16 protein-coding genes and 1 riboswitch are annotated in these 22,125 nt (G+C 66.9%); of the genes, 11 read left to right on the plus strand and 5 right to left on the minus strand.

Translation table 11 applies throughout. The annotated features are described in order from the left end of the window. Positions 1-109: 109 nt before the first annotated feature. The 3 genes from AC5QAB_RS03890 to thiC all read right to left on the minus strand — a co-directional run bounded on the left by AC5QAB_RS03890 (position 110) and on the right by thiC (position 5,303). Positions 110-2,434 (minus strand): winged helix-turn-helix domain-containing protein, encoded by a 2,325-nt coding sequence (locus AC5QAB_RS03890; RefSeq protein ID WP_495233165.1) that lies wholly within the window; start codon positions 2,432-2,434, stop codon positions 110-112. Between the two features lie 259 nt (positions 2,435-2,693). Further along, the gene (locus tag AC5QAB_RS03895) at positions 2,694-3,365 is read right to left on the minus strand and encodes an ion channel (protein ID WP_014648329.1); all 672 of its coding nucleotides are present in this window, start codon (positions 3,363-3,365) and stop codon (positions 2,694-2,696) included. 93 nt (positions 3,366-3,458) lie between these two features. After that, entirely contained in the window at positions 3,459-5,303 is a 1,845-nt protein-coding gene (gene thiC, locus AC5QAB_RS03900; RefSeq protein WP_164166186.1) for a phosphomethylpyrimidine synthase ThiC, read from the minus strand. Positions 5,304-5,385: 82 nt separating this feature from the next. Continuing rightward, positions 5,386-5,487, minus strand: a riboswitch (TPP riboswitch). A 224-nt stretch (positions 5,488-5,711) separates the two neighbouring features. On the opposite strand from thiC, the gene AC5QAB_RS03905 reads away from it, so the two are divergent. Continuing rightward, positions 5,712-7,289 (plus strand): BCCT family transporter, encoded by a 1,578-nt coding sequence (locus AC5QAB_RS03905; protein ID WP_049408706.1) that lies wholly within the window; start codon positions 5,712-5,714, stop codon positions 7,287-7,289. Between the two features lie 564 nt (positions 7,290-7,853). Here the strand turns inward: AC5QAB_RS03905 and ggt are convergent. Next, positions 7,854-9,572 (minus strand): gamma-glutamyltransferase, encoded by a 1,719-nt coding sequence (gene ggt / locus AC5QAB_RS03910; protein WP_032958019.1) that lies wholly within the window; start codon positions 9,570-9,572, stop codon positions 7,854-7,856. Between the two features lie 688 nt (positions 9,573-10,260). On the opposite strand from ggt, the gene ilvC reads away from it, so the two are divergent. The 9 genes from ilvC (at position 10,261) to leuB (ending at position 19,915) form a co-directional block, all read left to right on the plus strand. Continuing rightward, entirely contained in the window at positions 10,261-11,235 is a 975-nt protein-coding gene (gene ilvC, locus AC5QAB_RS03915) for a ketol-acid reductoisomerase (protein WP_197561216.1), read from the plus strand. Positions 11,236-11,274: 39 nt separating this feature from the next. After that, entirely contained in the window at positions 11,275-13,011 is a 1,737-nt protein-coding gene (gene ilvG, locus AC5QAB_RS03920; RefSeq protein ID WP_197561215.1) for an acetolactate synthase 2 catalytic subunit, read from the plus strand. Then, positions 12,995-13,246 carry an ACT domain-containing protein gene (locus tag AC5QAB_RS03925; protein WP_014648335.1) on the plus strand — a complete coding sequence of 84 codons (252 nt, stop codon included), beginning with the start codon at positions 12,995-12,997 and terminating at the stop codon, positions 13,244-13,246. Before ilvG ends, AC5QAB_RS03925 begins: the two co-directional genes overlap by 17 nt. Before the next feature lie 96 nt (positions 13,247-13,342). Beyond that, the gene (locus tag AC5QAB_RS03930; protein WP_197561214.1) at positions 13,343-14,434 is read left to right on the plus strand and encodes a threonine dehydratase; all 1,092 of its coding nucleotides are present in this window, start codon (positions 13,343-13,345) and stop codon (positions 14,432-14,434) included. Then, on the plus strand, positions 14,431-16,017 hold the full coding sequence (locus AC5QAB_RS03935) for a 2-isopropylmalate synthase (protein ID WP_197561213.1): 1,587 nt from the start codon (positions 14,431-14,433) through the stop codon (positions 16,015-16,017). The genes AC5QAB_RS03930 and AC5QAB_RS03935 overlap by 4 nt, the downstream gene beginning before the upstream one ends. A gap of 10 nt (positions 16,018-16,027) precedes the next feature. After that, positions 16,028-16,807 carry a class I SAM-dependent methyltransferase gene (locus AC5QAB_RS03940; protein ID WP_032958187.1) on the plus strand — a complete coding sequence of 260 codons (780 nt, stop codon included), beginning with the start codon at positions 16,028-16,030 and terminating at the stop codon, positions 16,805-16,807. A gap of 60 nt (positions 16,808-16,867) precedes the next feature. Beyond that, complete coding sequence (gene leuC, locus AC5QAB_RS03945) at positions 16,868-18,286, plus strand: 3-isopropylmalate dehydratase large subunit (RefSeq protein ID WP_014648339.1); 1,419 nt, start codon at positions 16,868-16,870, stop codon at positions 18,284-18,286. Further along, complete coding sequence (leuD, locus tag AC5QAB_RS03950) at positions 18,286-18,864, plus strand: 3-isopropylmalate dehydratase small subunit (RefSeq protein WP_164111211.1); 579 nt, start codon at positions 18,286-18,288, stop codon at positions 18,862-18,864. Before leuC ends, leuD begins: the two co-directional genes overlap by 1 nt. Then, positions 18,854-19,915 (plus strand): 3-isopropylmalate dehydrogenase, encoded by a 1,062-nt coding sequence (gene leuB, locus AC5QAB_RS03955; RefSeq protein WP_164111209.1) that lies wholly within the window; start codon positions 18,854-18,856, stop codon positions 19,913-19,915. The genes leuD and leuB overlap by 11 nt, the downstream gene beginning before the upstream one ends. 141 nt (positions 19,916-20,056) lie before the next feature. Here the strand turns inward: leuB and AC5QAB_RS03960 are convergent, their stop codons facing one another. Next, the gene (locus AC5QAB_RS03960; RefSeq protein ID WP_164111207.1) at positions 20,057-20,830 is read right to left on the minus strand and encodes an SDR family oxidoreductase; all 774 of its coding nucleotides are present in this window, start codon (positions 20,828-20,830) and stop codon (positions 20,057-20,059) included. Between the two features lie 117 nt (positions 20,831-20,947). Between AC5QAB_RS03960 and AC5QAB_RS03965 the strand changes: the two genes are divergently transcribed. Beyond that, positions 20,948-21,853, plus strand: a complete 906-nt coding sequence (locus AC5QAB_RS03965; RefSeq protein ID WP_032958179.1) for a LysR family transcriptional regulator — start codon at positions 20,948-20,950, stop codon at positions 21,851-21,853. Positions 21,854-22,125: the final 272 nt, after the last annotated feature.

The raw sequence follows: 22,125 nt of genomic DNA on the forward strand, positions 1-22,125 counted from the left end.
ACCACGGATTTGCCTAGTACAGGACTCCGTTTTGCCTAATCAGGCGGCACCGCGTCAGGAAAGTCCGACGAGATCGCCACGAATTCGCGACGAGATCCAGACGAAGAAATTACGAAGGCCCATTTCCACTGAAAAACAATAACTTGGAGAACGCCGGGAACAGCGCGGGGGGGCGTTCGGGCAACCGCATCACACCGATGTCGGCACCATCGCTGACCGCCATCGCCACGAACAGGTCATGCCCGTCAGCGCTGGCGCTGAGTCCGTTGCCGGCGCTGAGCCGTTCCGCATCCAGGCAGCGTTCCGGCTCCGCGCGGCCGGGCAGGATGCGCACGAAGGTGGTGCCACACGTGCTCGAAGTGCCGAGGTAACCGACGCCAGTGTTGCCGGCCACGGTCCAGGCCCGGTATCGCCAGCGGCTGGGCCGGTCATCGCTGATCTGCTGCACGCTGCCCGACGACAACGCGGCGTCGGCCGACCACAGGCCACCTGCGGCCAGGCGGGTGAACAACACGCGGCCACTGCTGCGGTCGAAGCGCGCCTGCGACACCCCTTCGATGCTGGCCAACCGGCGCCAGGGCTGGGTGCTGCGGTCGAACAGACTCAACCGGGTGCGCTGGTCGGCATCGCGCTCGACCACAAACAACTGATCCGGCGACGCGCCATACAGGGCCTGCAGCGGCTGTTCGGCCGGGACCGGCAAAGGTTGCAGGCGTTCATCGCGTGGCGCGATCTCGTAGACCACCGTGCGCCCATGCGCGTCGCGGCCGACCACGAGCAGCTGGCGGCTGTCGGCCGACCAGTCCGGTGCCTGCCGCGCTTCCGGCCGCAGCCCTTCAATGGGGCGCAGCGAATCCGGCCGCTGCATGTCCGCCCACCACAGGGCGAAGCTGCCGGAGCGATCCGAGGTGAAGACCAGCTGGCGGCCATCGGGCGCTGCCATCGGCTGCCCATCGCGGCCACTGGATGCAAACAGGCGTTCGGGCGCGCCGCTGCCCTGCACCGGCACCTTGAACACGCCGAACTGCGCGCGCCGGTGGACGAAGGCCAGCATCCCGCCACGTCGCGACACGGCGGGCCACTGCGCATCATCCAGGCCGGCATCGCGCAGCGTGTGCCGCTCGACGTCCAGATAATAGAGCCGCGCCTCGCTGTCGACGCGGCGACCGAACACGATGGTGCGGCCATCGTCCAGCCAGGCCCATCCGCGCAGCTCTGCCGCCTCGTTGGTCAACTGCTCGGGCGTGCCGCCCGCGGCCGGCACCCGCCACAGATCGCCCAGCTGCGGGTTGCGCACGAACACCAGCCATTGCCCATCGGGCGAGTAACGCGGTGCGTAGTCGAAGTCGTCCTGGTCGACGCTGTACGCCAGCGCGCGCCACTGACCACTGGCCAGGTCCAGCACGCGGATGCCACGGTGCGCGTAGCGCCCGACCATGCTGCCGAACACCAGGCCGCGACCATCGGGCGTCCAGTCGAAGCTGAGCAGCTCGGTGCCATCGCAGCGCGTGGCCTGGCGCAGTGCGCCACCAGTAGCGCTGGCGATCAGCACCTGGCAGCCACCGTCGGCAGAGAACCGTGCGAAGGCAATTTCGCGACCATCCGGCGACCAGTTCGGGAATCGATCGACGGCACCGGCCGGCGGCGCCAGCAACTGGCGCGCCGGCGCGTTGCCGGAGGTCTGTACCTTGATCGCACCACCGCCGTTGCCATCTTCGTTGGCGCCTTCATAGGCCACCAGCGAACCATCCGGTGACAGCGTGGGATAGGTTTCAAAGCCGCTGGTTGCGGTGATCAACCGATAGGGACGCTGGGGGCTGCCGATCACCCGCGTGCCGTTCTCCACGGCGGCCTCCACCGGCGAACTGCTGGCCGGTGCGCGGCGCAGCAGCAGCGTGGTCATCACCAGCAGCGTGGCCAGCATCAACACGCCCAGCGCCAGCAGCACGCGGCGGCGGACATGGCGCCAGCGGCGGCGCGATTCCTGCGCGCGCGCGGGCAGCACCGCAGCGGCGGCGAGTGCGGGCTGCACGTCCACACCTTCGTCGTCAGGCAAGCCCGCAGCCGACGGCTCCGCATCGTCCAGCGCCTGTACCGGTACCAGAAGCCGATAGCCGGTCTTGGCAATGGTCTCGATGTAGGCCTGGCCGCTGTCGTCGTCGTTGCTGAACGCCTTGCGCAGCTGGGTAACGGCCTGGGTCAGCACATCGTTGGTCGGCAGCGTGTCCGGCCACACCTCGGCGAACAACTCGTCGCGGGTGACCACACGGCCCGGCTGCCGCAGCAGCACGCGCAGCACGCCCAGCGCCTTCGGCGTCAGCCGGCGCGGACGACGCGCACCGACGACCTCGACTTCGCGCGAGGACAGAGTGACGATGCACTCTCCTATCCGTATCCGATCGGACACGGGTGGCTGTATTTCGCTGCTGTTCATTTTCTGCTACACAGTAGAGACAGGTCCCGGGCAGTGTTTGCCTTCGTTACGGTCCCGTCCTGGGAACAGCGAAAAGCCAGACTCCGCACAAAGCATCGGCGCATACCGCAAAAACAATCGAGCGCGCGAATACTAGCCTATGCAAGTTACCTCGCCTATCGCGTGGTCGACATCAGGCTCTCTCTCGCCGACGCATTCACATAATTCGCGACATCATTCGCGCCCTCTTGGGCGCGAAATTTTTATCTGGCGTTCATTTTCACATGCGCCGCAACATGGTCAATCCGACCAGCCGCGAAACCACCAAAGCCACGTACATCACGCCGGAAAACTGCTCCAGCATGACCAGTGCACGTGCCTGTGGATGCAGCGGCACCACGTCACTCAAGCCGACTCCAGACAGCAAGCTGAAGCTGAGATAAAGCAGCTCCATCCAACTGCGCTGCGCCTGCCCGCCGGTGCCCTGGAAACTGCCCGGATACCACTGCTGGCACACTGCGAACGCGAAGGCGAACGCCCACGCCAGCAGGGTGAAGGTTGCGCCTGCTGCGAACAGTTCGTCGCGGGTGACCTTGTGGTCCTGGAGCATGTAGGCAATCAGGGCGCCAGCCGTGTAGAAGTACAGCAGGCTCTCCAGCACCTGCGCGGTGGTCAGCAATGCGGTGCGCTCGAGCAATGCGCCTGCCAACGAGAACACCACCGAGGGAATGGCCAGCAACAGCGCCAGCCAGGTGCCCAGCGGGCTGCGCTGGACCACCCACAGCGCCAGGCCGAGTACCGCCATGCCGAACATGCCCAGTGCCGCGCGGCCGGCGGCGGTGTCATCCAGCGCGGGATACAGCAGCACCGCCAGCAGCTGCGCGCCCAGCAACCAGGCCGAAGGATGCCGGCGGGCAATGGCCAGCCAACGGGTGGTCATGGCAACAGGCATGGTGTCCTTTCCGCGGGATGATGGGCGGAGGATAGCCGGGAGCGGCGTGATGAGCGGTAGTGCCGGCCGCGGGCCGGCACCACCGTCTGCGCATCACCCCTGGTGGTAGACCTCGGCACCCGCGGCGCGGAACTCCTCCGACTTCTCCTTCATGCCGGCCTCGGCGTAGTCACGCACATCCTGGGTGATCTTCATCGAACAGAAGTGCGGGCCGCACATCGAGCAGAAGTGCGACAGCTTGTGCGCATCCTTCGGCAGCGTTTCGTCATGGAACTCCCTGGCCTTCTCCGGATCCAGGCCAAGGTGAAACTGGTCTTCCCAGCGGAACTCGAAGCGCGCCTTGCTCAGTGCGTTGTCGCGTACCTGCGCGCCCGGGTGGCCCTTGGCCAGGTCGGCCGCATGCGCGGCGATGCGGTAGGCCATGATGCCATCACGCACGTCCTGGCGATTGGGCAAGCCGAGGTGTTCCTTCGGCGTCACGTAGCAGAGCATCGCCGTGCCGAACCAACCGATCATCGCCGCACCGATCGCGCTGGTGATGTGGTCGTAGCCCGGCGCGATGTCGGTGGTCAGCGGCCCCAGCGTGTAGAACGGCGCTTCGCCGCATTCGCGCAGCTGCTTGTCCATGTTCTCCTTGATCAGCTGCATCGGCACGTGGCCGGGGCCTTCGATCATGGTCTGCACATCATGCTTCCAGGCGATCTTGGTCAGCTCACCCAGCGTCTCCAGCTCACCGAACTGCGCCGCGTCGTTGGCATCGGCGATGCAGCCCGGGCGCAGGCCGTCACCCAGCGAGAAGGTCACGTCATAGGCCTTCATGATCTCGCAGATGTCTTCGAAGTGCGTGTAGAGGAAATTCTCCCTGTGGTGCGCCAGGCACCACTTGGCCATGATCGAACCACCGCGGCTGACGATGCCGGTCACGCGCTTGGCGGTGAGCGGCACGTAGCGCAGCAGCACGCCGGCGTGGATGGTGAAGTAGTCCACGCCCTGCTCGGCCTGCTCGATCAGCGTGTCGCGGAAGATCTCCCAGGTAAGCGCTTCGGCGCGGCCGTCGACCTTCTCCAGCGCCTGGTAGATCGGCACGGTACCGATCGCCACCGGCGAGTTGCGGATGATCCACTCGCGGGTTTCGTGGATGTGCTTGCCGGTGGACAGGTCCATCACGGTGTCACCACCCCAGCGGATCGCCCACACCAGCTTCTCCACTTCCTCGGCAATGCCCGAAGAGACGGCGCTGTTGCCGATGTTGGCGTTGATCTTGGTCAGGAAATTGCGGCCGATGATCATCGGCTCGCTTTCCGGGTGGTTGATGTTGTTGGGCAGCACCGCACGGCCACGGGCGATTTCATCGCGCACGAACTCCGGCGTGATGATCTTCTGGATCGAGGCGCCGAACGCCTCGCCCGGGTGCTGCTGCAGCAGGCCGGCATCGCGCATCGCGTCCAGCCGCTGGTTTTCGCGGATGGCGACGAATTCCATTTCCGGCGTGATGATGCCGCGGCGCGCATAGTGCATCTGGGTGACGTTCGCGCCTGCACGTGCACGTCGCGGCAGGCTGCGTGTGGGGAAGCGCACAGCATCGAGCTTCGGATCGTGCTCGCGGTCGCGGCCGAACGACGAACTCAGGCCATCGAGCTGTTCGGTATCGCCGCGCTCCTCCACCCAGCCACGACGCAGCGCCGGCAGGCCCGCGGACAGATCGATACGCGCGTCCGGATCGGTGTACGGGCCCGACGTGTCGTAGACCGTGACCGGTGCATTCTCCTCGCCGCCGAACAGCGTCGGCGTGCGGGTCAACGCGATCTCGCGCATCGGCACCTGCAGATCCGGACGCGAACCGGGTACGTGGATCTTGCGCGAGCCGGGAATGGGCCGGGTCACGGATTCGGAGAGTTGCTGGGCCTGTTGCTGCAGGGCGGAGAGCTGTGCGTTCATCGGGCATCGTCCAGGAAGGTCAGGGACGAAGCGGCGGCGCACTGCGACCGCGCACGGACGGTCCTTGGGCGGTGTCCGGGCACGGCTGCACTGCAAAGCTTCCCTACGCCGGTATGAGCCGGATCAGGTTCCAAGGGACTGTCTCAACCGTGGCCACATGGCCGCGGTACCCCCGCTTCTTGGCGTGCATTAGAGCATAGACCGCCCGCTCCGGGAGTTGCCCCGGATCGCTGTTCTTTAACAGAACCATGACGTCGCGTTCAGTACCGTGCACGTCCGTCGCCCTCCAGCGACCGATGCCTCCTTCGCCGCCGACGCGGCCCCTGCCCGGTTCGCGCTGCATGCCGCCGGTCCTTCGCTGCAAGCTCTGCTCGCTCCCCTCAATCCCTTGATCGGAGAAGCTCCTTCATGGTGTTTCGCGTTTCCATCGCACTGGTTCTGCTGCTGGTGCTGCTTGCCGGTATTGCACCAGGCCCCTTCAATGCCGTGGTGCAGTCGATGCTGGCAGAAGTCATCCGCAGCGTCGGCTGGCTGTACCTGCTGGTGGTGTTCCTGGCGCTGGTGTTCCTGATGTACCTGGCGTTCGGCCGCTTCGGCAATCTGCGCATCGGTGGCGAGGACGCCGAACCCGAGTTCTCGCGTGCCAGCTGGATGTCGATGCTGTTCGCCGCCGGCATGGGCATCGGCCTGGTGTTCTGGGGTGCGGCCGAGCCCATCTCGCATTTCAGCAAGCCGCCGGAAGGCCTGGCGCCGCAAAGCCTGGATGCGGCGCGCGCATCGATGCGCTATGCGTTCTTCCATTGGGGCCTGCACCCGTGGGCCATCTACGCACTGATCGGCCTGGCGATGGCCTGGTTCCAGTTCAACCGCAACGGCCGCGGCCTGGTCAGCGACATGCTGCAGCCGATCATCGGCCGCCACCATCGCGGCTGGATCGGTAGGGTGGTCAACATCGCTGCAGTGGTCGCCACCGCGATCGGTGTCGCGACTACGCTGGGCTTCGGCACCATCCAGATCGCCGCGGGCGTGGAACGCGTGTTCGGCCTGGAAGCTACGGTCCCGGTGCAGATGACCATCATCGCCATCGCCTTCGTGCTGTATATGGCGTCCACCGCCAGTGGCGTGGAGCGAGGTGTGAAGTGGCTGTCCAATTTCAACCTGGCGTTGGCTGCCCTGCTGGCCGCCATCCTGCTGGTGCTGGGGCCGACCGGATTCATCTTCGATACGTTCACCACCACGCTGGGCTCCTACCTCAACCAACTGGTGACGATGAGCCTGCGCATGTCACCGTTCTCCGGCAGCACATGGGTGGCCGACTGGACGATTTTCTACTGGGCCTGGTGGATTTCCTGGGCTCCGTTCGTGGGGTCGTTCATCGCACGCATCTCGCGTGGCCGCAGCGTGCGCGAGTTCGTGATCGGCGTAGTGCTGGCACCAACCCTGCTGGGCTTCTTCTGGTTCGCCGTTTTCGGTGGAACGGCCTTGTGGGCACAGATCTTCGGCCATGCCGACCTGGTGCAGGCGCTGGGCAATGGCTACGAGACGGTGTTGTTCACGTTGTTCGACAGCATGCCGCTGCCGCTGCTGCTGTCCTGCATCGCACTGGTACTGCTGATGATCTTCTTCGTGACCTCGGCCGACTCGGCGGTACTGGTGCTGGCCAGCATGTCCACTGACGAAGCAGGCGATCCTCCGTTGAAGCGCAAGCTGGCCTGGGGCATCGCGGTGGCGTTGATCGCAGCGGCCTTGCTGCTGGCCGGTGGCCTGGATGCACTGCAGGGCATGATCACGATTGCGGCGTTGCCATTCGCGCTGCTGATGGTGCTGGTGATGGTGTCGCTGTACCGCGTGCTCGACCAGGAGTACACGCGTGAGCGGCGGCAGGCGCAGCGCCAGCGGCACATGATCGATGCGTGGATCGCGCGCGAGATGGCGGCGCAGGAGGAGACCCAGGCCGAGGCCGCACGCGCGCACGATCAGGATTGAGGGTGTTTTGCAGCCTGCGGCTGCACCGCTTTTTTCAAGCAAGTGCAAGTGCAAGTGCAGAAGCCAAAGCGGCTCTGGGTTACTGCTGGCTGGGCGAGGCGGTGTGGGTGGGCAGGACACGCCGTGAACCCATCCATGGGGGCTCGATGGCGCCATCCATGGCGCCAACGGTCCTGCCCACCCACACCGCCCCACCCCCGACAGATTTCCGGTGACGGTTGGTTCTTCACGCCATGCGTGGATGAGGTGTATCGGAAAACAAGAAGGGGTCGGATCCGCTTTTCTGCGGAAAACGGATCCGACCCCAACCATCAGCACGCGGCTGTTGCTGTTGCTGTTGCTGTTGCTTTTGATCTTCTTTTTTCTTCCTGCGGTGGCGGCCGCAGAAAACTGTCAGAGGCCGGGTGGGTGGGCTGGGCGGGGGTGTCAGCCGCATGGATGCGGCTGCCAAGCCTACAAGGACGTACTTGCGGCGTCCCCCGAACAGCCTACCCACCCGGCCCAACAAGCTATTCCGCTTCTGAACCCACCGCAGAGGGGGCTCAGCCCGTTGGCCGGGAAACCTCAATACCCCGCCGCCTGCCCATCCTTGCGACTCTCCGAAGCTCCGTAATAAACCCCGCTCTCGGGGTCGCGCATGATCGCCTGGTACCCGCCATAAGGCCCATCGGCGAACACGATGCGATGCCCCTTGCGCATCAGCGCACGCACCGTCTCGTACGGGAAGCCGGTTTCCAGATTCACTTCACCACCGTCGGTCATCGCCGTGGCCTGTCCGGTCGGTTCGGTCGAGCCCTCGTGCTGGATGCGCGGTGCGTCACCGGCTTCCTGCAGGTTCATGCCGAAATCCACCAGGTTCATCACGATCTGCGCGTGGCCCTGCGGCTGCATCGCGCCGCCCATCACGCCGAAGCTGGCGTACGGCTTGCCGCCCTTGGTGATGAACGCCGGGATGATCGTCTGGAACGGCCGCTTGCCCGGTGCATAGCCGTTGGGATGGTTCTTCTGCAGCACGAACATCTCGCCACGATCCTGCAGGATGAAGCCCAGTCCCGGCGGCGCCATGCCGCTGCCCATGCCGCGGTAGTTGGACTGGATCAACGACACCATCATGCCGTCGGCGTCGGCCACGGTCATGTAGATCGTGTCGCCTTCTTCCAGCTGCTTCGGCGTGCCCGGCTGCACTTCCTTCAGCGCCTTGTCCATCGAGATCAGTGCGCGGCGCTGCGCGGCGTATTCCTTGGAGATCAGCTTCTGCACCGGCGCCGGCTGGAAGGCCATGTCGGCATAGAAGCGCGCACGGTCGGCGAAGGCCAGCTTCTTCGCTTCGACGAACAGGTGCACGTGCTCGGGTGAACCGAACGGGATCTTCGAGAAATCGTAGCCTTCCAGCACGTTGAGGATCTGCAGGGCGGCGATGCCCTGGCTGTTCGGCGGCAGCTCCCACACGTCGTAGCCACGGTAGTTGCTGCTGACCGGTTCGACCCACTCACCATGGTGGTCGGCCATGTCCTGGTAGCTCAGGTAGCCACCATTGGCCTTGAAGTAGTCGCCGATGGTGTGGGCAATGGCGCCCTTGTAGAAGGCATCGCGTCCGCCGTCGGCAATCTGCTGCAGGGTGCTGGCCAGGTTCGGGTTCTTCCACATCTCGCCCTTGCGCGGGGCGTGGCCGTTGATCGTGAACTGCTCCTTGAAGCCCGGGTACTGCGACAGCTTGGGCACCGAGCGGTCCCAGTAGTAGGCGATCACCTCGGCGACGGGATGGCCCTCGCGCGCGTAGCGGATGGCCGGCGCCAGGTTGTCGGCCATCGGCTTGCGGCCGAAGCGGTCGTGCAGCGCGAACCAGCCGTCGACCGCGCCGGGCACGGAGACCGGCAGCGGGCCGGTAGCCGGGATGTCCTTCAGGCCACGTCGCTGGAACTCGGCCAGGGTCAGCGACTTCGGCGAGCGCCCCGAACCGTTGTAGCCGTAGACCTTCTGCGTCTTCGGGTCCCAGACGATGGCGAACAGGTCGCCACCGATGCCGTTGCCGGTCGGCTCCATCAGGCCAAGCGCGGCGTTGGCGGCGATCGCCGCGTCCACCGCCGAGCCTCCCCCCTTCATCACGTCCAGTGCAATCTGGGTGGCCAGCGGCTGCGAGGTCGCGGCCATCGCATGCGGGGCGATCACCTCCGAACGGGTGGCAAAGGTGTGGCCGGTGATGCGGTCGGCGGCCGAAGACAGTGCGGGCACAGCGGCCAGTACAGCGGCGGCCAGCAGGGAACGGGCAAGGCGTCGGGACACGGTCGGGTTCCGATGGAAGGGTGGTCCCCCGATCTTCGCCGCTGCGGCCATCCTGGGGTATCGGGCAGAGGTCATGGACGTTGGTCCTGGGGTGGGTGTGCAAGGTCCGCACCCAGCAAGGCGAGGATCCGCCGGATTCCGCGCAAAAACCGCCCTGAAAGGAGTGAATTCCGGTTCACCGAAACACTTTCAGCGGCAACCATCCTTGTGCCACAGGCGATTGCGCCGGATGCAACGGAAACCAACAAGAATTCCGTCGCGAGGGTTGACATCGCCAAAACGGCTGTGTTTCTCTCGATCACATGTTGCATCACAACACGCCACCGCGAACCCACAACGAAGCCGCCGACATCGGCGCCGCCTCGCTGCGTTCGATTCTTGTGCTCGTACTTATTACCCAACCAACAGGTGCGGGACGAGCCAGCGTGTAAGCAACGAATACACCGGAACTCTTCAAAAACCCGCACCCGCCCCGGTGCGGGTTTTTTCATTTCAGAACCTGGTTTCAGACGCAACCACCATGCACAACGCCCAACGCAAAACCCGGACCCACACCGCCGCCACGCCTCGTGGTGGCTGTGCCTGCGCGGCGCATGGTGCCTCCTCCACCGCTTTCCCCTGACCGGCCGGTACGTCACCTCGACGACCGGCCGTTCTTTTTTTCTTCCCACCGCAAGGAACCTCCCCCATGAGCACCAACGACCTGCCCCAGACCAAGATCGCCGTCATCGGCTACGGCAGCCAGGGCCGCGCCCACGCACTGAACCTGCGCGAATCCGGCTTCGACGTGGTGGTAGGCCTGCGTCCAGGCGGCCCGACCGAAGTCAAGGCACAGGCCGACGGCTTCACCGTGAAAGCACCGGCCGACGCGGTGAAGGATGCGGACCTGGTCGCCGTGCTGACCCCGGACATGGTGCAGAAGAAGCTCTACGACGACGTGCTGGCGCCGAACATGAAGCAGGGTGCGGTGCTGCTGTTCGCGCACGGCCTGAACGTGCACTTCGACATGATCAGGCCGCGCGACGACCTGGACGTGGTGCTGGTTGCGCCCAAGGGTCCGGGCGCGCTGGTGCGCCGCGAGTACGAGATCGGCCGTGGCGTGCCCTGCATCTGGGCGGTCTACCAGGACAGGAGCGGCAAGGCGGCCGAGTACGCACTGGCCTATGCGGCCGGCCTCGGCGGTGCACGCGCCAACCTGATCCAGACCACCTTCAAGGAAGAGACCGAGACCGACCTGTTCGGCGAGCAGGCGGTGCTGTGCGGCGGTGCCTCGGCACTGGTGCAGGCCGGTTTCGAGACCCTGGTCGAAGCGGGCTACCAGCCGGAGATCGCCTACTACGAAGTGCTGCACGAACTGAAGCTGATCGTCGACCTGTTCTATGAAGGCGGTATCTCGCGCATGCTGGAATTCATCTCCGAGACCGCGCAGTACGGGGACTACGTCAGCGGCCCGCGGGTGATCGACGCCGGCACCAAGGCGCGCATGAAGGAAGTGCTGAAGGACATCCAGGACGGCACCTTCACCAAGAACTGGGTGGCCGAGTACGAAGCGGGCCTGCCGAACTACAACCGGTTCAAGCAGGCCGACCTGGAGCACCCGATCGAGAAGGTGGGCAAGGAACTGCGCGCCAAGATGGTCTGGTTGCAAGGACAGGCCGCGTAACCGCGCGGCCCTCCCCCACCCGCTTTGCAAGGTTCCCCCATGAGCTCTTCCACACACCGCAGCGCGCCGCCCAACGGCGCGCGCTGGCTGACCCAGGCGCTGGAAGCCGAAGGCATCCGCACGCTGTTCGGCTATCCCGGCGGCACCATCATGCCGTTCTACGACGCGCTGGTGGATTCGTCGCTGAAACACATCCTGGTGCGCCACGAGCAGGGTGCCGCACTGGCGGCGAATGGATTCGCCCGCGCCAGCGGCCAGGTCGGCGTCTGCGTGGCCACCTCCGGCCCGGGCGCCTCCAACCTGGTCACCGGCATTGCCGATGCGATGCTGGATTCGGTGCCGATGGTCTGCATCACCGGCCAGGTCGCCACGCCGCTGCTGGGTACTGACGCTTTCCAGGAACTGGATGTGTTCGGCCTGACCATGCCGATCGTCAAGCACAGCTGGCTGGTGCGCAGCGTCGACGACCTGCCGCGCGTGGTCGCCGATGCCTTCCGCGTCGCCCGCGAGGGCCGGCCCGGCCCGGTGCTGATCGACCTGCCCAAGGACGTGCAGCTGGCCGATGCCAGCCACCTGCCGGCGCACGTGCCGAGCAGCGTCGAGCCGCCACCTGCGCCGGCCGAAGCGGCCATCGCCGAAGCCATCGCCGCACTGGCAGCCGCCGAGAAGCCGGTGGTCTACGCCGGTGGCGGCATCGCGCTGGGCGATGCGGTGCAGGACCTGCGCGACTTCGTCGAAGCCAGCGCCATCCCCACCGTGATGACCCTGCGTGGCCTGGGCGCGCTGCCGGCCAGCCATCCGCAGTCACTGGGCATGCTGGGCATGCACGGTACCCGCGCGGCCAACATGGCGGTGCAGGAAAGCGACCTGCTGCTGGTGCTGGGTGCACGCTTCGACGACCGCGCCACCGGCAAGCTGGCCGAGTTCGCACCGTTCGCCCGCGTCGTCCATATCGATGCCGACGCCTACGAGATCTCCAAGCTGCGCAGCGCCGATGTCGCCGTGCCTGGCAACGTCGGCCATGCCATCCGTGCCCTGCGTGCGGCCTTCCCCTCCCCCAAGGCCCATCAGGACGCGTGGCGCAGGCGTTGCGCGCAGCACCGCGACCGCTTCTCGGCACGCTACGACGCACCGGGCCAGCACATCTACGCCCCGGCGCTGCTGAAGCGCCTGAGCGAGCTGGCCCCGGCCGATGCGGTGATCGCCTGCGATGTCGGCCAGCACCAGATGTGGGTGGCGCAGCACTGCCGCTTCAACCACCCGCGCAACCACCTGACCAGTGGCGCGCTGGGCACCATGGGCTTCGGCCTGCCGGCGGCGATGGGTGCGCAGTTCGCATGCCCGGAGCGCACCGTGGTGCTGGTGTCCGGCGACGGCAGCTTCATGATGAACGTGCAGGAGCTGGCGACCATCGCGCGTTGCCGCCTGCCGGTGAAGATCGTGCTGCTGGACAACAGTTCGCTGGGCATGGTGCGGCAGTGGCAGGAACTGTTCTTCGCCGAGCGCTACAGCGAGATCGACCTGTCCGACAACCCGGACTTCGTGGCGCTGGCACAGGTGTTCGGCATCGCCGCCACCCGCATCGACAACCGCGATGACGTGGAAGGCGGCCTGGCCGCGCTGCTGGCCGAACCGGGCCCGGCCCTGCTGCACGTGGCCATCGATGCACGTGCCAACGTGTGGCCACTGGTGCCGCCGAACACCGCCAACAGCACGATGCTGGAAAGCAACCCTGCCCATGCCCGCCAGGAGACCCCCAATGCAATACCGGCTTGACCTGGTGCTGCACCCGGCCGAAGGCGCGCTGCTGCGCGTGATCGGCATGGCCGAACGCCGCGGCTTCGCACCGCGCGCGATCAGCGGTGCGCCGGTGGCCGACGACGATGGCCGCTGGCACCTGCAGCTGGTGGTGGATGGCCAGCGCCCGGCGGAAACGCTGTGCCGGCAGATCGAGAAGATCTACGACTGCGTGTCCGTGCAGGTCACTGCCGTGGAAGGAGCATCCGTATGAACACCCGTACCGTAGTGACCACGGTGCCGGTACGGAGGCGTCTTCTTCGCCGCCCGTGCCCGCATGCGGCGGTCGCCCGCACCGCGCTGGTGGCCCATGCCGGCCGCTGATGCCAGCCAGGAAAGCGATGTCGGCGACGTAAGCGTCGCCGACGTACTGGCGGCGCAGGCCCGGCTGCGCCGCTTCCTGCCGCCTACCCCGCTGCACCATGCCGAGCGCTTCGGCACCTGGCTGAAGCTGGAGAACCTGCAGCGCACCGGGTCCTACAAGGTACGCGGCGCGTTGAACGCGCTGCTGGCCGGCCGCGAGCGCGGCGATACCCGGCCGGTGATCTGCGCCTCGGCCGGCAACCATGCCCAGGGCGTGGCATGGGCGGCCTACCGCCTGGACGTGCCGGCCATCACCGTGATGCCGCATGGCGCACCGGCCACTAAGATCGCCGGCGTCGCCCACTGGGGCGCGACCGTTCGCCAGCACGGCACCAGCTACGACGAGGCCTACGCCTTCGCGGTCGAACTGGCACAGCGACACGGCTACCGCTTCCTGTCCGCGTTCGACGACGCCGATGTGATCGCGGGCCAGGGCACGGTCGGCATCGAGCTGGCCGCACACGCGCCGGACGTGGTGATCGTGCCGATCGGCGGCGGTGGACTGGCCTCCGGCGTTGCACTGGCGCTGAAATCGCAGGGCGTGCGCGTGATTGGCGCGCAGGTGGAAGGCGTCGATTCGATGGCACGTGCGATCTGCGGCGACGTGCGCGAGATCGCCCCGGTTGCCTCTCTGGCCGACGGCGTGCGGGTGAAGATTCCCGGCTTCCTGACCCGCCGCCTGTGCACCTCGCTGCTGGACGATGTGGTGATCGTGCGCGAGGCCGAACTGCGCGAAACGCTGGTCCGGCTTGCGCTGGAGGAACACATCATCGCCGAGGGCGCGGGCGCGTTGGCGCTGGCGGCCGGCCGCCGCGTCGCCGGCCGCCGCAAGTGTGCGGTGGTGTCCGGCGGCAACATCGATGCCGGTGTCCTGGCCGGCCTGCTCACCGACATCCGTCCGCGCCCGCCACGCAAACCGCGGCGACGGCGCAGCGAAACCCCGCGCTCGCCGACCAAGGCCAGCGCCCTCGCCTCCCCCGCCTCTTCCCCTTCCCCCCTGCAAGCCGTCGCACCCGCTGTCGAGGAGATTTCCCTGTGACCACCATCGAACGAATTACCACCCCGCGCATCCGCATCTTCGACACCACCCTGCGTGACGGCGAGCAGTCCCCCGGCTGCAGCATGAGCCCGCCGCAGAAGCTGGTGATGGCGCGTGCGCTGGACGAACTGGGCGTGGACATCATCGAGACCGGCTTCCCGGCCAGCTCGCAATCCGACCGCGAGGCGATGGCGCTGATCGGCCGCGAACTGCGCCGCCCGAGCCTGAGCCTGGCGGTGCTGTCGCGCTGCCTGCAGGCCGATATCGAGACCTCCGCACGTGCACTGGAAGCGGCAGCCAACCCGCGCCTGCATGTGTTCCTGTCGACCAGCCCGCTGCACCGCGAGCACAAGCTGCGGATGACCCGCGAGCAGGTGCTGGAGTCGGTACGCAAGCACGTCTCGTTGGCCCGTTCCTACATCGACGACGTCGAGTTCTCGGCCGAGGATGCCACCCGCACCGAGCTGGACTACCTGATCGAGGTTTCGCGCGTGGCCATTGCCGCCGGCGCCACCACCATCAACCTGCCCGACACCGTCGGCTTCACCACGCCGGAAGAAATCCGCGCGATGTTCCAGCAGGTCATCGCCGGCGTCGCCGACGTGCCGAACGCGGCCAACGTGATCTTCAGCGCGCACTGCCACAACGACCTGGGCCTGGCGGTGGCCAACTCGCTGGCCGCCATCGAAGGCGGTGCACGCCAGGTCGAGTGCACCATCAACGGCATCGGCGAGCGCGCCGGCAACTGTTCGCTGGAAGAGATCGCGATGGTGCTGAAGGTCCGCCAGGCCTTCTACGAACAGGACAGTTCGATCAACACCCCACGCATCGTCGGCACTTCGCAGCTGCTGCAGCGTCTGGTCGGCATGCCGGTACAGCGCAACAAGGCCATCGTCGGTGCCAACGCGTTCGCCCATGAATCGGGCATCCACCAGCACGGCATGCTGCGCCATCGCGGCACCTACGAAATCATGCGTCCGGAAGACGTGGGCTGGGAAGATTCGCAGATGGTGCTGGGCCGCCACAGTGGCCGCGCCGCCGTCGAAGCGCGCCTGCGTGCGTTGGGCTTCTGGCTGGACGAAGACGAACTGAAGCTGGTGTTCGAGCAGTTCAAGGGCCTGTGCGAACAGCAGCGCGTGGTCACCGATGCCGACCTGCAGACGTTGATGCAGGGCGGCTCCAGCGCGCAGGGCTACCGCCTGGCCTCGATGACCATCAGCGACGTCGGCAGCCGCGCCAACGCGCTGGTCGAACTGTCCGACCCGGATGGCAACCGCGTGGCCGAGACCGCGCAGGGCGACGGCCCGGTCGATGCGCTGTTCAGCGCGCTGTCGGCCGCCACCGGCGTGCAGCTGATGCTGGACAGCTATCACGTGCACAGCGTCGGCATCGGTGCCGATGCGCGTGGCGAAGCCAACCTGAGTGTGCGCCATGACGGCGTGGAGTACGACGGCACCGGCACCAGCAAGGACATCATCGAAGCCTCCGCGCTGGCCTGGCTGGATGTGGCCAACCGCCTGCTGCGCCAGCGTCAGGCCGCCGTCCACAGCAGCACCGACGTTCCCGCTTCCGCCACCGCCTGAGGATCCCACCATGAGCGCCTTCGACACCCCCACCCCGGCCAGCGCCGCTGGCCAGCAGTGGAACGCCCAGGACTATGCGATCGATGCCGGCTTCGTGCCGCTGCTCGGCGGTGCGGTATCGCGCCTGCTCGACCCGCGCGCCGGTGAGCGCATCCTCGACCTGGGCTGTGGCGATGGCGTACTCAGCACCGAACTGGCCCTGAGCGGTGCGCGCATCCACGGCGTGGATGCCTCGCCGGAACTGGTGATCGCCGCCCGTGCGCGCGGCGTCGACGCCCAGCTGATGGACGGCCACGCACTGTCGTTCGACAGCGAGTTCGATGCGGTGTTCAGCAATGCGGCACTGCATTGGATGACGACTCCGGACCGCGTGCTGGAAGGCGTGCGCCGCGCCCTGCGCCCCGGTGGCCGCTTCGTCGCCGAGTTCGGCGGCCACGGCAACGTGGCCACGATCGTCGCGGCCGTGCAGGCCGCGCGCGTGGCCCACGGGCATGGCGCCAGCACCTTCCGGTGGTACTTCCCGACGGCCGACGCCTACGCCGATCGCCTGCGCCAGCATGGCTTCCAGGTGCAACTGATCGAGTGCACGCCGCGCCCGACCGCACTGCCGACCGGCGTGGCCGGCTGGCTGCGGGTATTCGCCGCACCGCTGCTGGACGACCTGCCGGCCGAGGCCCGCGCCACCGTGCGCGAGGCGGCCACCGCACTGCTGGCCGAGCTGCCACGTGACGCATCTGGCCAGCCACTGGCCGACTACGTGCGCCTGCGTGTGCTCGCCCGCCGTCGCTGACTTGACCGTTCCGCTTTCCTTACTGATGTTCGCTATTTCGTACTTCTGCCAGGCATACGCATGACTTCCGCACCCCGCACCCTGTACGACAAACTGTGGGACGCCCACGTGGTGGTTCCCGAATCCGACAGCGCGCCCGCCGTGCTGTACATCGACCTGCACCTGATCCACGAGGTGACCTCGCCGCAGGCCTTCACCGAACTGCGCGAACGCGGCTTGTCGCCGCGCCGGCCGGACCGCACCAAGGCGACGATGGACCACTCCACGCCGACCCTGCCGGCCGCCGCGGACGGCACGCTGCCCTATGCCAGCGCCGCCTCCGAGGCACAGGTCGCCACGCTGGCGCGCAACTGCGCCGAGCACGGCATCGAGCTGTTCGACATGGCGTCGGACAACCGCGGCATCGTCCACGTGATCGCGCCGGAACAGGGCTTCACCCAGCCCGGCATGACCATCGTCTGCGGCGACAGCCACACCTCCACCCACGGTGCCTTCGGTTCGCTGGCGTTCGGCATTGGCACCAGCGAGGTCGGCCACGTGCTGGCCACGCAATGCCTGCTGCAGCGCAAGGCGAAGACGCTGGCGATCACCGTCGATGGGCCGCTGGCGCCGGGTGTCGGCGCCAAGGACGTGGTCCTGCACATCATCGGCGTGATCGGCGTCAATGGCGGCACCGGCCACGTGATCGAGTTCCGCGGCAGCACCATCGAAGCGATGGACATGGAACAGCGCATGACCCTGTGCAACATGTCGATCGAAGCGGGTGCGCGTGCCGGTATGGTGGCGCCGGACCAGGTCACCTTCAACTTCGTCGCCGCTACGCCGCGCGGGCCGAAGGGCGCCGATTTCGACGCCGCCGTGGCGCGCTGGCAGCAGCTGCGCAGCGATGAGGGCGCGCGTTTCGACAGCGAAGTGCACATCGACGCCGCCGATATCCGCCCGACCCTGACCTGGGGCACCCACCCGGGTACCGCCATCGCGGTGGATGCGCCGATCCCAGCCGCCAACGATGCCGCCGCACAGAAGGGCCTGGACTACATGCATTTCCAGGCCGGCAAGGCGCTGGCCGGAACACCGGTGGACGTGGTGTTCGTCGGTTCCTGCACCAACGGCCGCCTGAGTGACATGCGTGAGGTGGCGCAGGTGCTGCGCGGTCGTCGCGTCGCCGACCGGGTGCGCATGCTGGTGGTGCCGGGCTCGGAGATCGTCAAGCGAGAGGCCGAGGCCGAAGGCATCCATGAGATCGTGCGCGCGGCCGGTGCCGAATGGCGCGAGCCGGGCTGCTCGATGTGCATCGCCATGAATGGTGATCTGGTCGCGCCCGGGCAACTGGCCGTGAGTACCAGCAACCGTAATTTCGAAGGCCGCCAGGGTCCCGGTTCGCGCACCCTGCTGGCCTCACCGATGAGCGCGGCGTGGGCCGCGGTGAACGGGCATGTCGCCGACACCCGCGAGCTGTTCGCACAGGAGGTGGCGTGATGGCCGGTTTCCGCACCTTGATCTCGGCCAGCGTGGTGCTGCGCCAGACCAACATCGACACCGACCAGATCATCCCGGCGCGGTTCCTGTCCACCACCGAACGCGCCGGCCTGGGCCGCAACGCCTTCAATGACTGGCGCTGGCAGGCCGACGGTTCACCGGTGGCCGACTTCGCCTTCAACCAGCCGCACAACGCCGGCCGCAGCATCCTGCTGGCGGGTCGCAACTTCGGCTGCGGCTCGTCGCGCGAACATGCACCGTGGGCGCTGACCGACCTGGGCCTGCGCGCCATCGTCAGCAGCGAGATCGCCGACATCTTCCGTGGCAACTCGCTGAAGAACGGCCTGCTGCCGATCGTGCTGGACGAGGCCGACGTGCAGGCGCTGATGCAGCGCCCGGATGATGAGCTGACCATCGACGTGGCCGCGCGCGAACTGCGCACGCCGGACGGCCGCGTCTATTCCTTCCCGCTGGACGGCTTCTCGCAGACCTGCCTGCTGGAAGGTGTCGACCAGTTGGGGTATCTGTTGGGCCGTGTCCCTGAAATCGAACGTTACGAGAGTGAGCATGCACGCTGAAATTGTTGTCCTGCCCGGTGATGGCATCGGCCCGGAAGTGGCCGCCGCGGCAGTCGCCGTCCTGAAGGCCGTCGCCGAACGCTTCAACCACAGCTTCACCTTCAGCGAGCACGACATCGGTGGCATCGCCATCGACCGCCACGGCGAACCGCTGCCGGCGTCGACCCTGGCCGCCTGCCAGGCCGCCAGCGCGGTGCTGCTGGGCGCAGTCGGTGGCCCGAAGTGGTCCGACCCGAACGCCAAGGTGCGTCCGGAACAGGGCCTGCTGGCGATCCGCAAGGCGCTGGGCCTGTACGCCAACCTGCGCCCGGTGCGCACCCATGAGGCCGCACTGCACGCCTCGCCGATCAAGGCCGAGCTGCTGCAGGGTGTGGACTTCCTGGTGGTGCGCGAGCTGACCGGCGGCATCTACTTCGGCGACAAGACCCGCGATGCCGACAGTGCCAGCGACCTGTGCCGCTACACAGTGGCCGAGATCGAGCGCGTGCTGCGCAGTGCCTTCCGCCTGGCCCGGCAGCGGCGTGGCAAGGTCACCTCGGTGGACAAGGCCAACGTGCTGGAAACCTCGCGCCTGTGGCGCGACGTGGCCGCGCGCATCGGCCGCGAGGAGTTCCCGGAGGTGGCGCTGGAGCACCAGCTGGTCGATTCGATGGCCATGCACCTGCTGGCCAAGCCGCGCGAGTACGACGTGATCGTCACCGAGAACATGTTCGGCGACATCCTCACCGACGAAGCCTCGATGCTGGCCGGTTCGCTCGGCCTGCTGCCGTCGGCCTCGCTGGGTGAGCCGGGTGCGGTCGGCATCTACGAACCGATCCACGGTTCGGCCCCGGACATCGCCGGCAAGGGCATCGCCAATCCCTACGCAACGATCTTCAGTGCGGCGATGCTGCTGCGCCATTCGCTGGGGCTGGAAGACGAAGCCGCAGCAGTGGAAGCGGCGGTGCACGCGGTGCTGGATGATGGGGTGTTCACTGCCGACCTGGCCGCCAAGGGCCAGGCCGTGAGTACCGCCGCCGCCACGGATGCGGTGCTGGCCAAACTCAACTGATCCGATGGCGCCACTCCATGCGTGGCGCCTCTGCCTTTGGTCATTGTGCGCAGCCACCCATGGGGTGGCTCTACTGTAGATCCACGCCATGCGTGGATCGTTCGAATGTCGCGCAGCAGATCCACGCCATGCGCGGCTGCATTATTTGGTGGTGTACCCACCATTGACCAGGATGGTCTGCCCGGTCATCCACCAGCCATCGGTGACCAGGAAGCGGATCCACGGCACGATGTCGGCGATGTCGGTCAGGCCGGTACGGGTGAACGCCGAGAGCGCAGCCGCGGTCTTGTGGTACGCCTGCGCATCGGCACTCTCGGCCGGGTAGAAGAACGGCGTGTCCATCGGGCCCGGCCCGATCGCAGTCACCGAGACGCCGCGCTCACCGAACTCCTTTGACGCCGCGCGGGTGAAATGCTCGACCGGCGCCTTGGTGCCGGCATAGCTGGAATAGAACGGCGTGAACGCACCCAGCAGTGAGGTGACCAGGGTGCAGATGCGACCGCCGTCATTGACGTGGCGGCCTGCTTCCTTGAGGAAGAAGAACGCCGCCTTGGCGTTGACCGCGCTCATCTCGTCGTACTCCGCTTCGCTGATCTCCAGCAGCGGCTTCTTCAGCACCTTGCCGACCGTATTGATGGCGATGTCGGGACGGCCGACTGCGGCTACAGCATCGGCGAACAAGCGCTCCATCGCTGCCGCCGACGTCAGGTCGCCCTGCAGGGCCACCGCCCTGCTGCCGGCCGCCTGCACGGCGGCAACGGTTGCTTCTGCATCGGCCTGGGTAGCGGCACTGTTGTAGTGGATGACGATGGCTTTGGCGCCCTGTGCGGCGAAGTCGCGGGCGATCAGGCCGCCCAGGTTCTTGGCGCCACCGGCGATCAACACGGTCTTGCCCTTGAGGGAATGCTCGGTCATGGCTTCGGTCTCGGGAGGGGGCTGCCCGGGGTGGCAACCCTGCCCTGACGACGATATCGTGCAGAAAAAGCGGATAAAGCCCGCCACATTGACTTAACTTTCCAGAGCCAGCGAACAATGGACCGGATCGATCGCTTCCGCATCTTCACCCGGGTCGTGGAGTGCGCGAGCTTCACCCGCGCCGCCGACCAGCTCGGCCTGCCCCGCTCGACCGTCTCGGCGGCGATTGCCGAGCTGGAACAGCGGCTTGGCACCCGCCTGCTGCAGCGCTCGACCCGACGGGTATCCACCACCCATGACGGCGACGTGTTCCATGCCCGCTGCCTGCGCCTGATCGCGGAGGTTGAAGACGCCGAGTCGCTGTTCCGGCAGGACGACGCGCAACCGGCCGGTTTGCTGAAGATCGACGTACCCAGCCGCATCGGCCGTCGCGTCATCGCCCCGGCGTTGCCGGATTTCTTCGCGCGCTATCCGCAGGTGGAAGTGGACCTCGGCATGACCGATCGCGCGGTGAACCTGATCGAAGACGGCTGCGATGCCGTGCTGCGGGTCGGCCAGCTGGGCGATTCCAGCCTGGTGGCGCGCACGCTGGGCCAGCTCGACTTCGTCAACGTGGCCGCGCCGGCCTACCTGCGCGAGCACGGTGTTCCGCAGCATCCTGCCGACCTGCCGCAGCACCGCGCGGTGAACTATGCGTCGCCGACCACGGCACGGGTGGAACCGTGGGAATGGCAGGATGGCGGCCAGCTGCGCACGCTGCCGATGCCCGGCTGGGTACGCGTGAACAGCGCCGAGGCCTCGATCGCGTGCTGCGTGGCGGGATTGGGGCTGTTGCAGATTCCGCGCTACGACGTGCAGGCCGAGCTGCAGTCAGGCGCATTGGTGGAGGTGATGCCGCAGTACGCGGCGCAGCCGCTGCCGGTGACCCTGCTGCAACCGCATCGGCAACACCGTGCACTGCGCGTACAGGTGTTCGTCGAGTGGCTGCTGCCAGTACTGCGGATCGGCCTGCAGCTGCAGTAGATCCACGTCATGCGCGGGTGCATGCTCCAGTGCCAACCAAGGTTGGCACCTACCAGGGCAAAGACCCGCTGCAGTAGATCCACGCCATGCGTGGATGCATGCGTCAGTGCCAACCAAGGTTGGCACCTACCAGGGCAACGACCCGCTGCGGTAGATCCACGCCCTACGGGGATGTTCCTGTAGAGTCGAGCCATGCTCGACTCATCCCATCATCGCGCAAAGCGCAGCCGAGCATGGCTCGGCTCTACAGAAGGCAGATTCCGCGAGCAGAT

It is taken from the genome of Stenotrophomonas sp. YJH_SMC_127, from assembly GCF_059372445.1.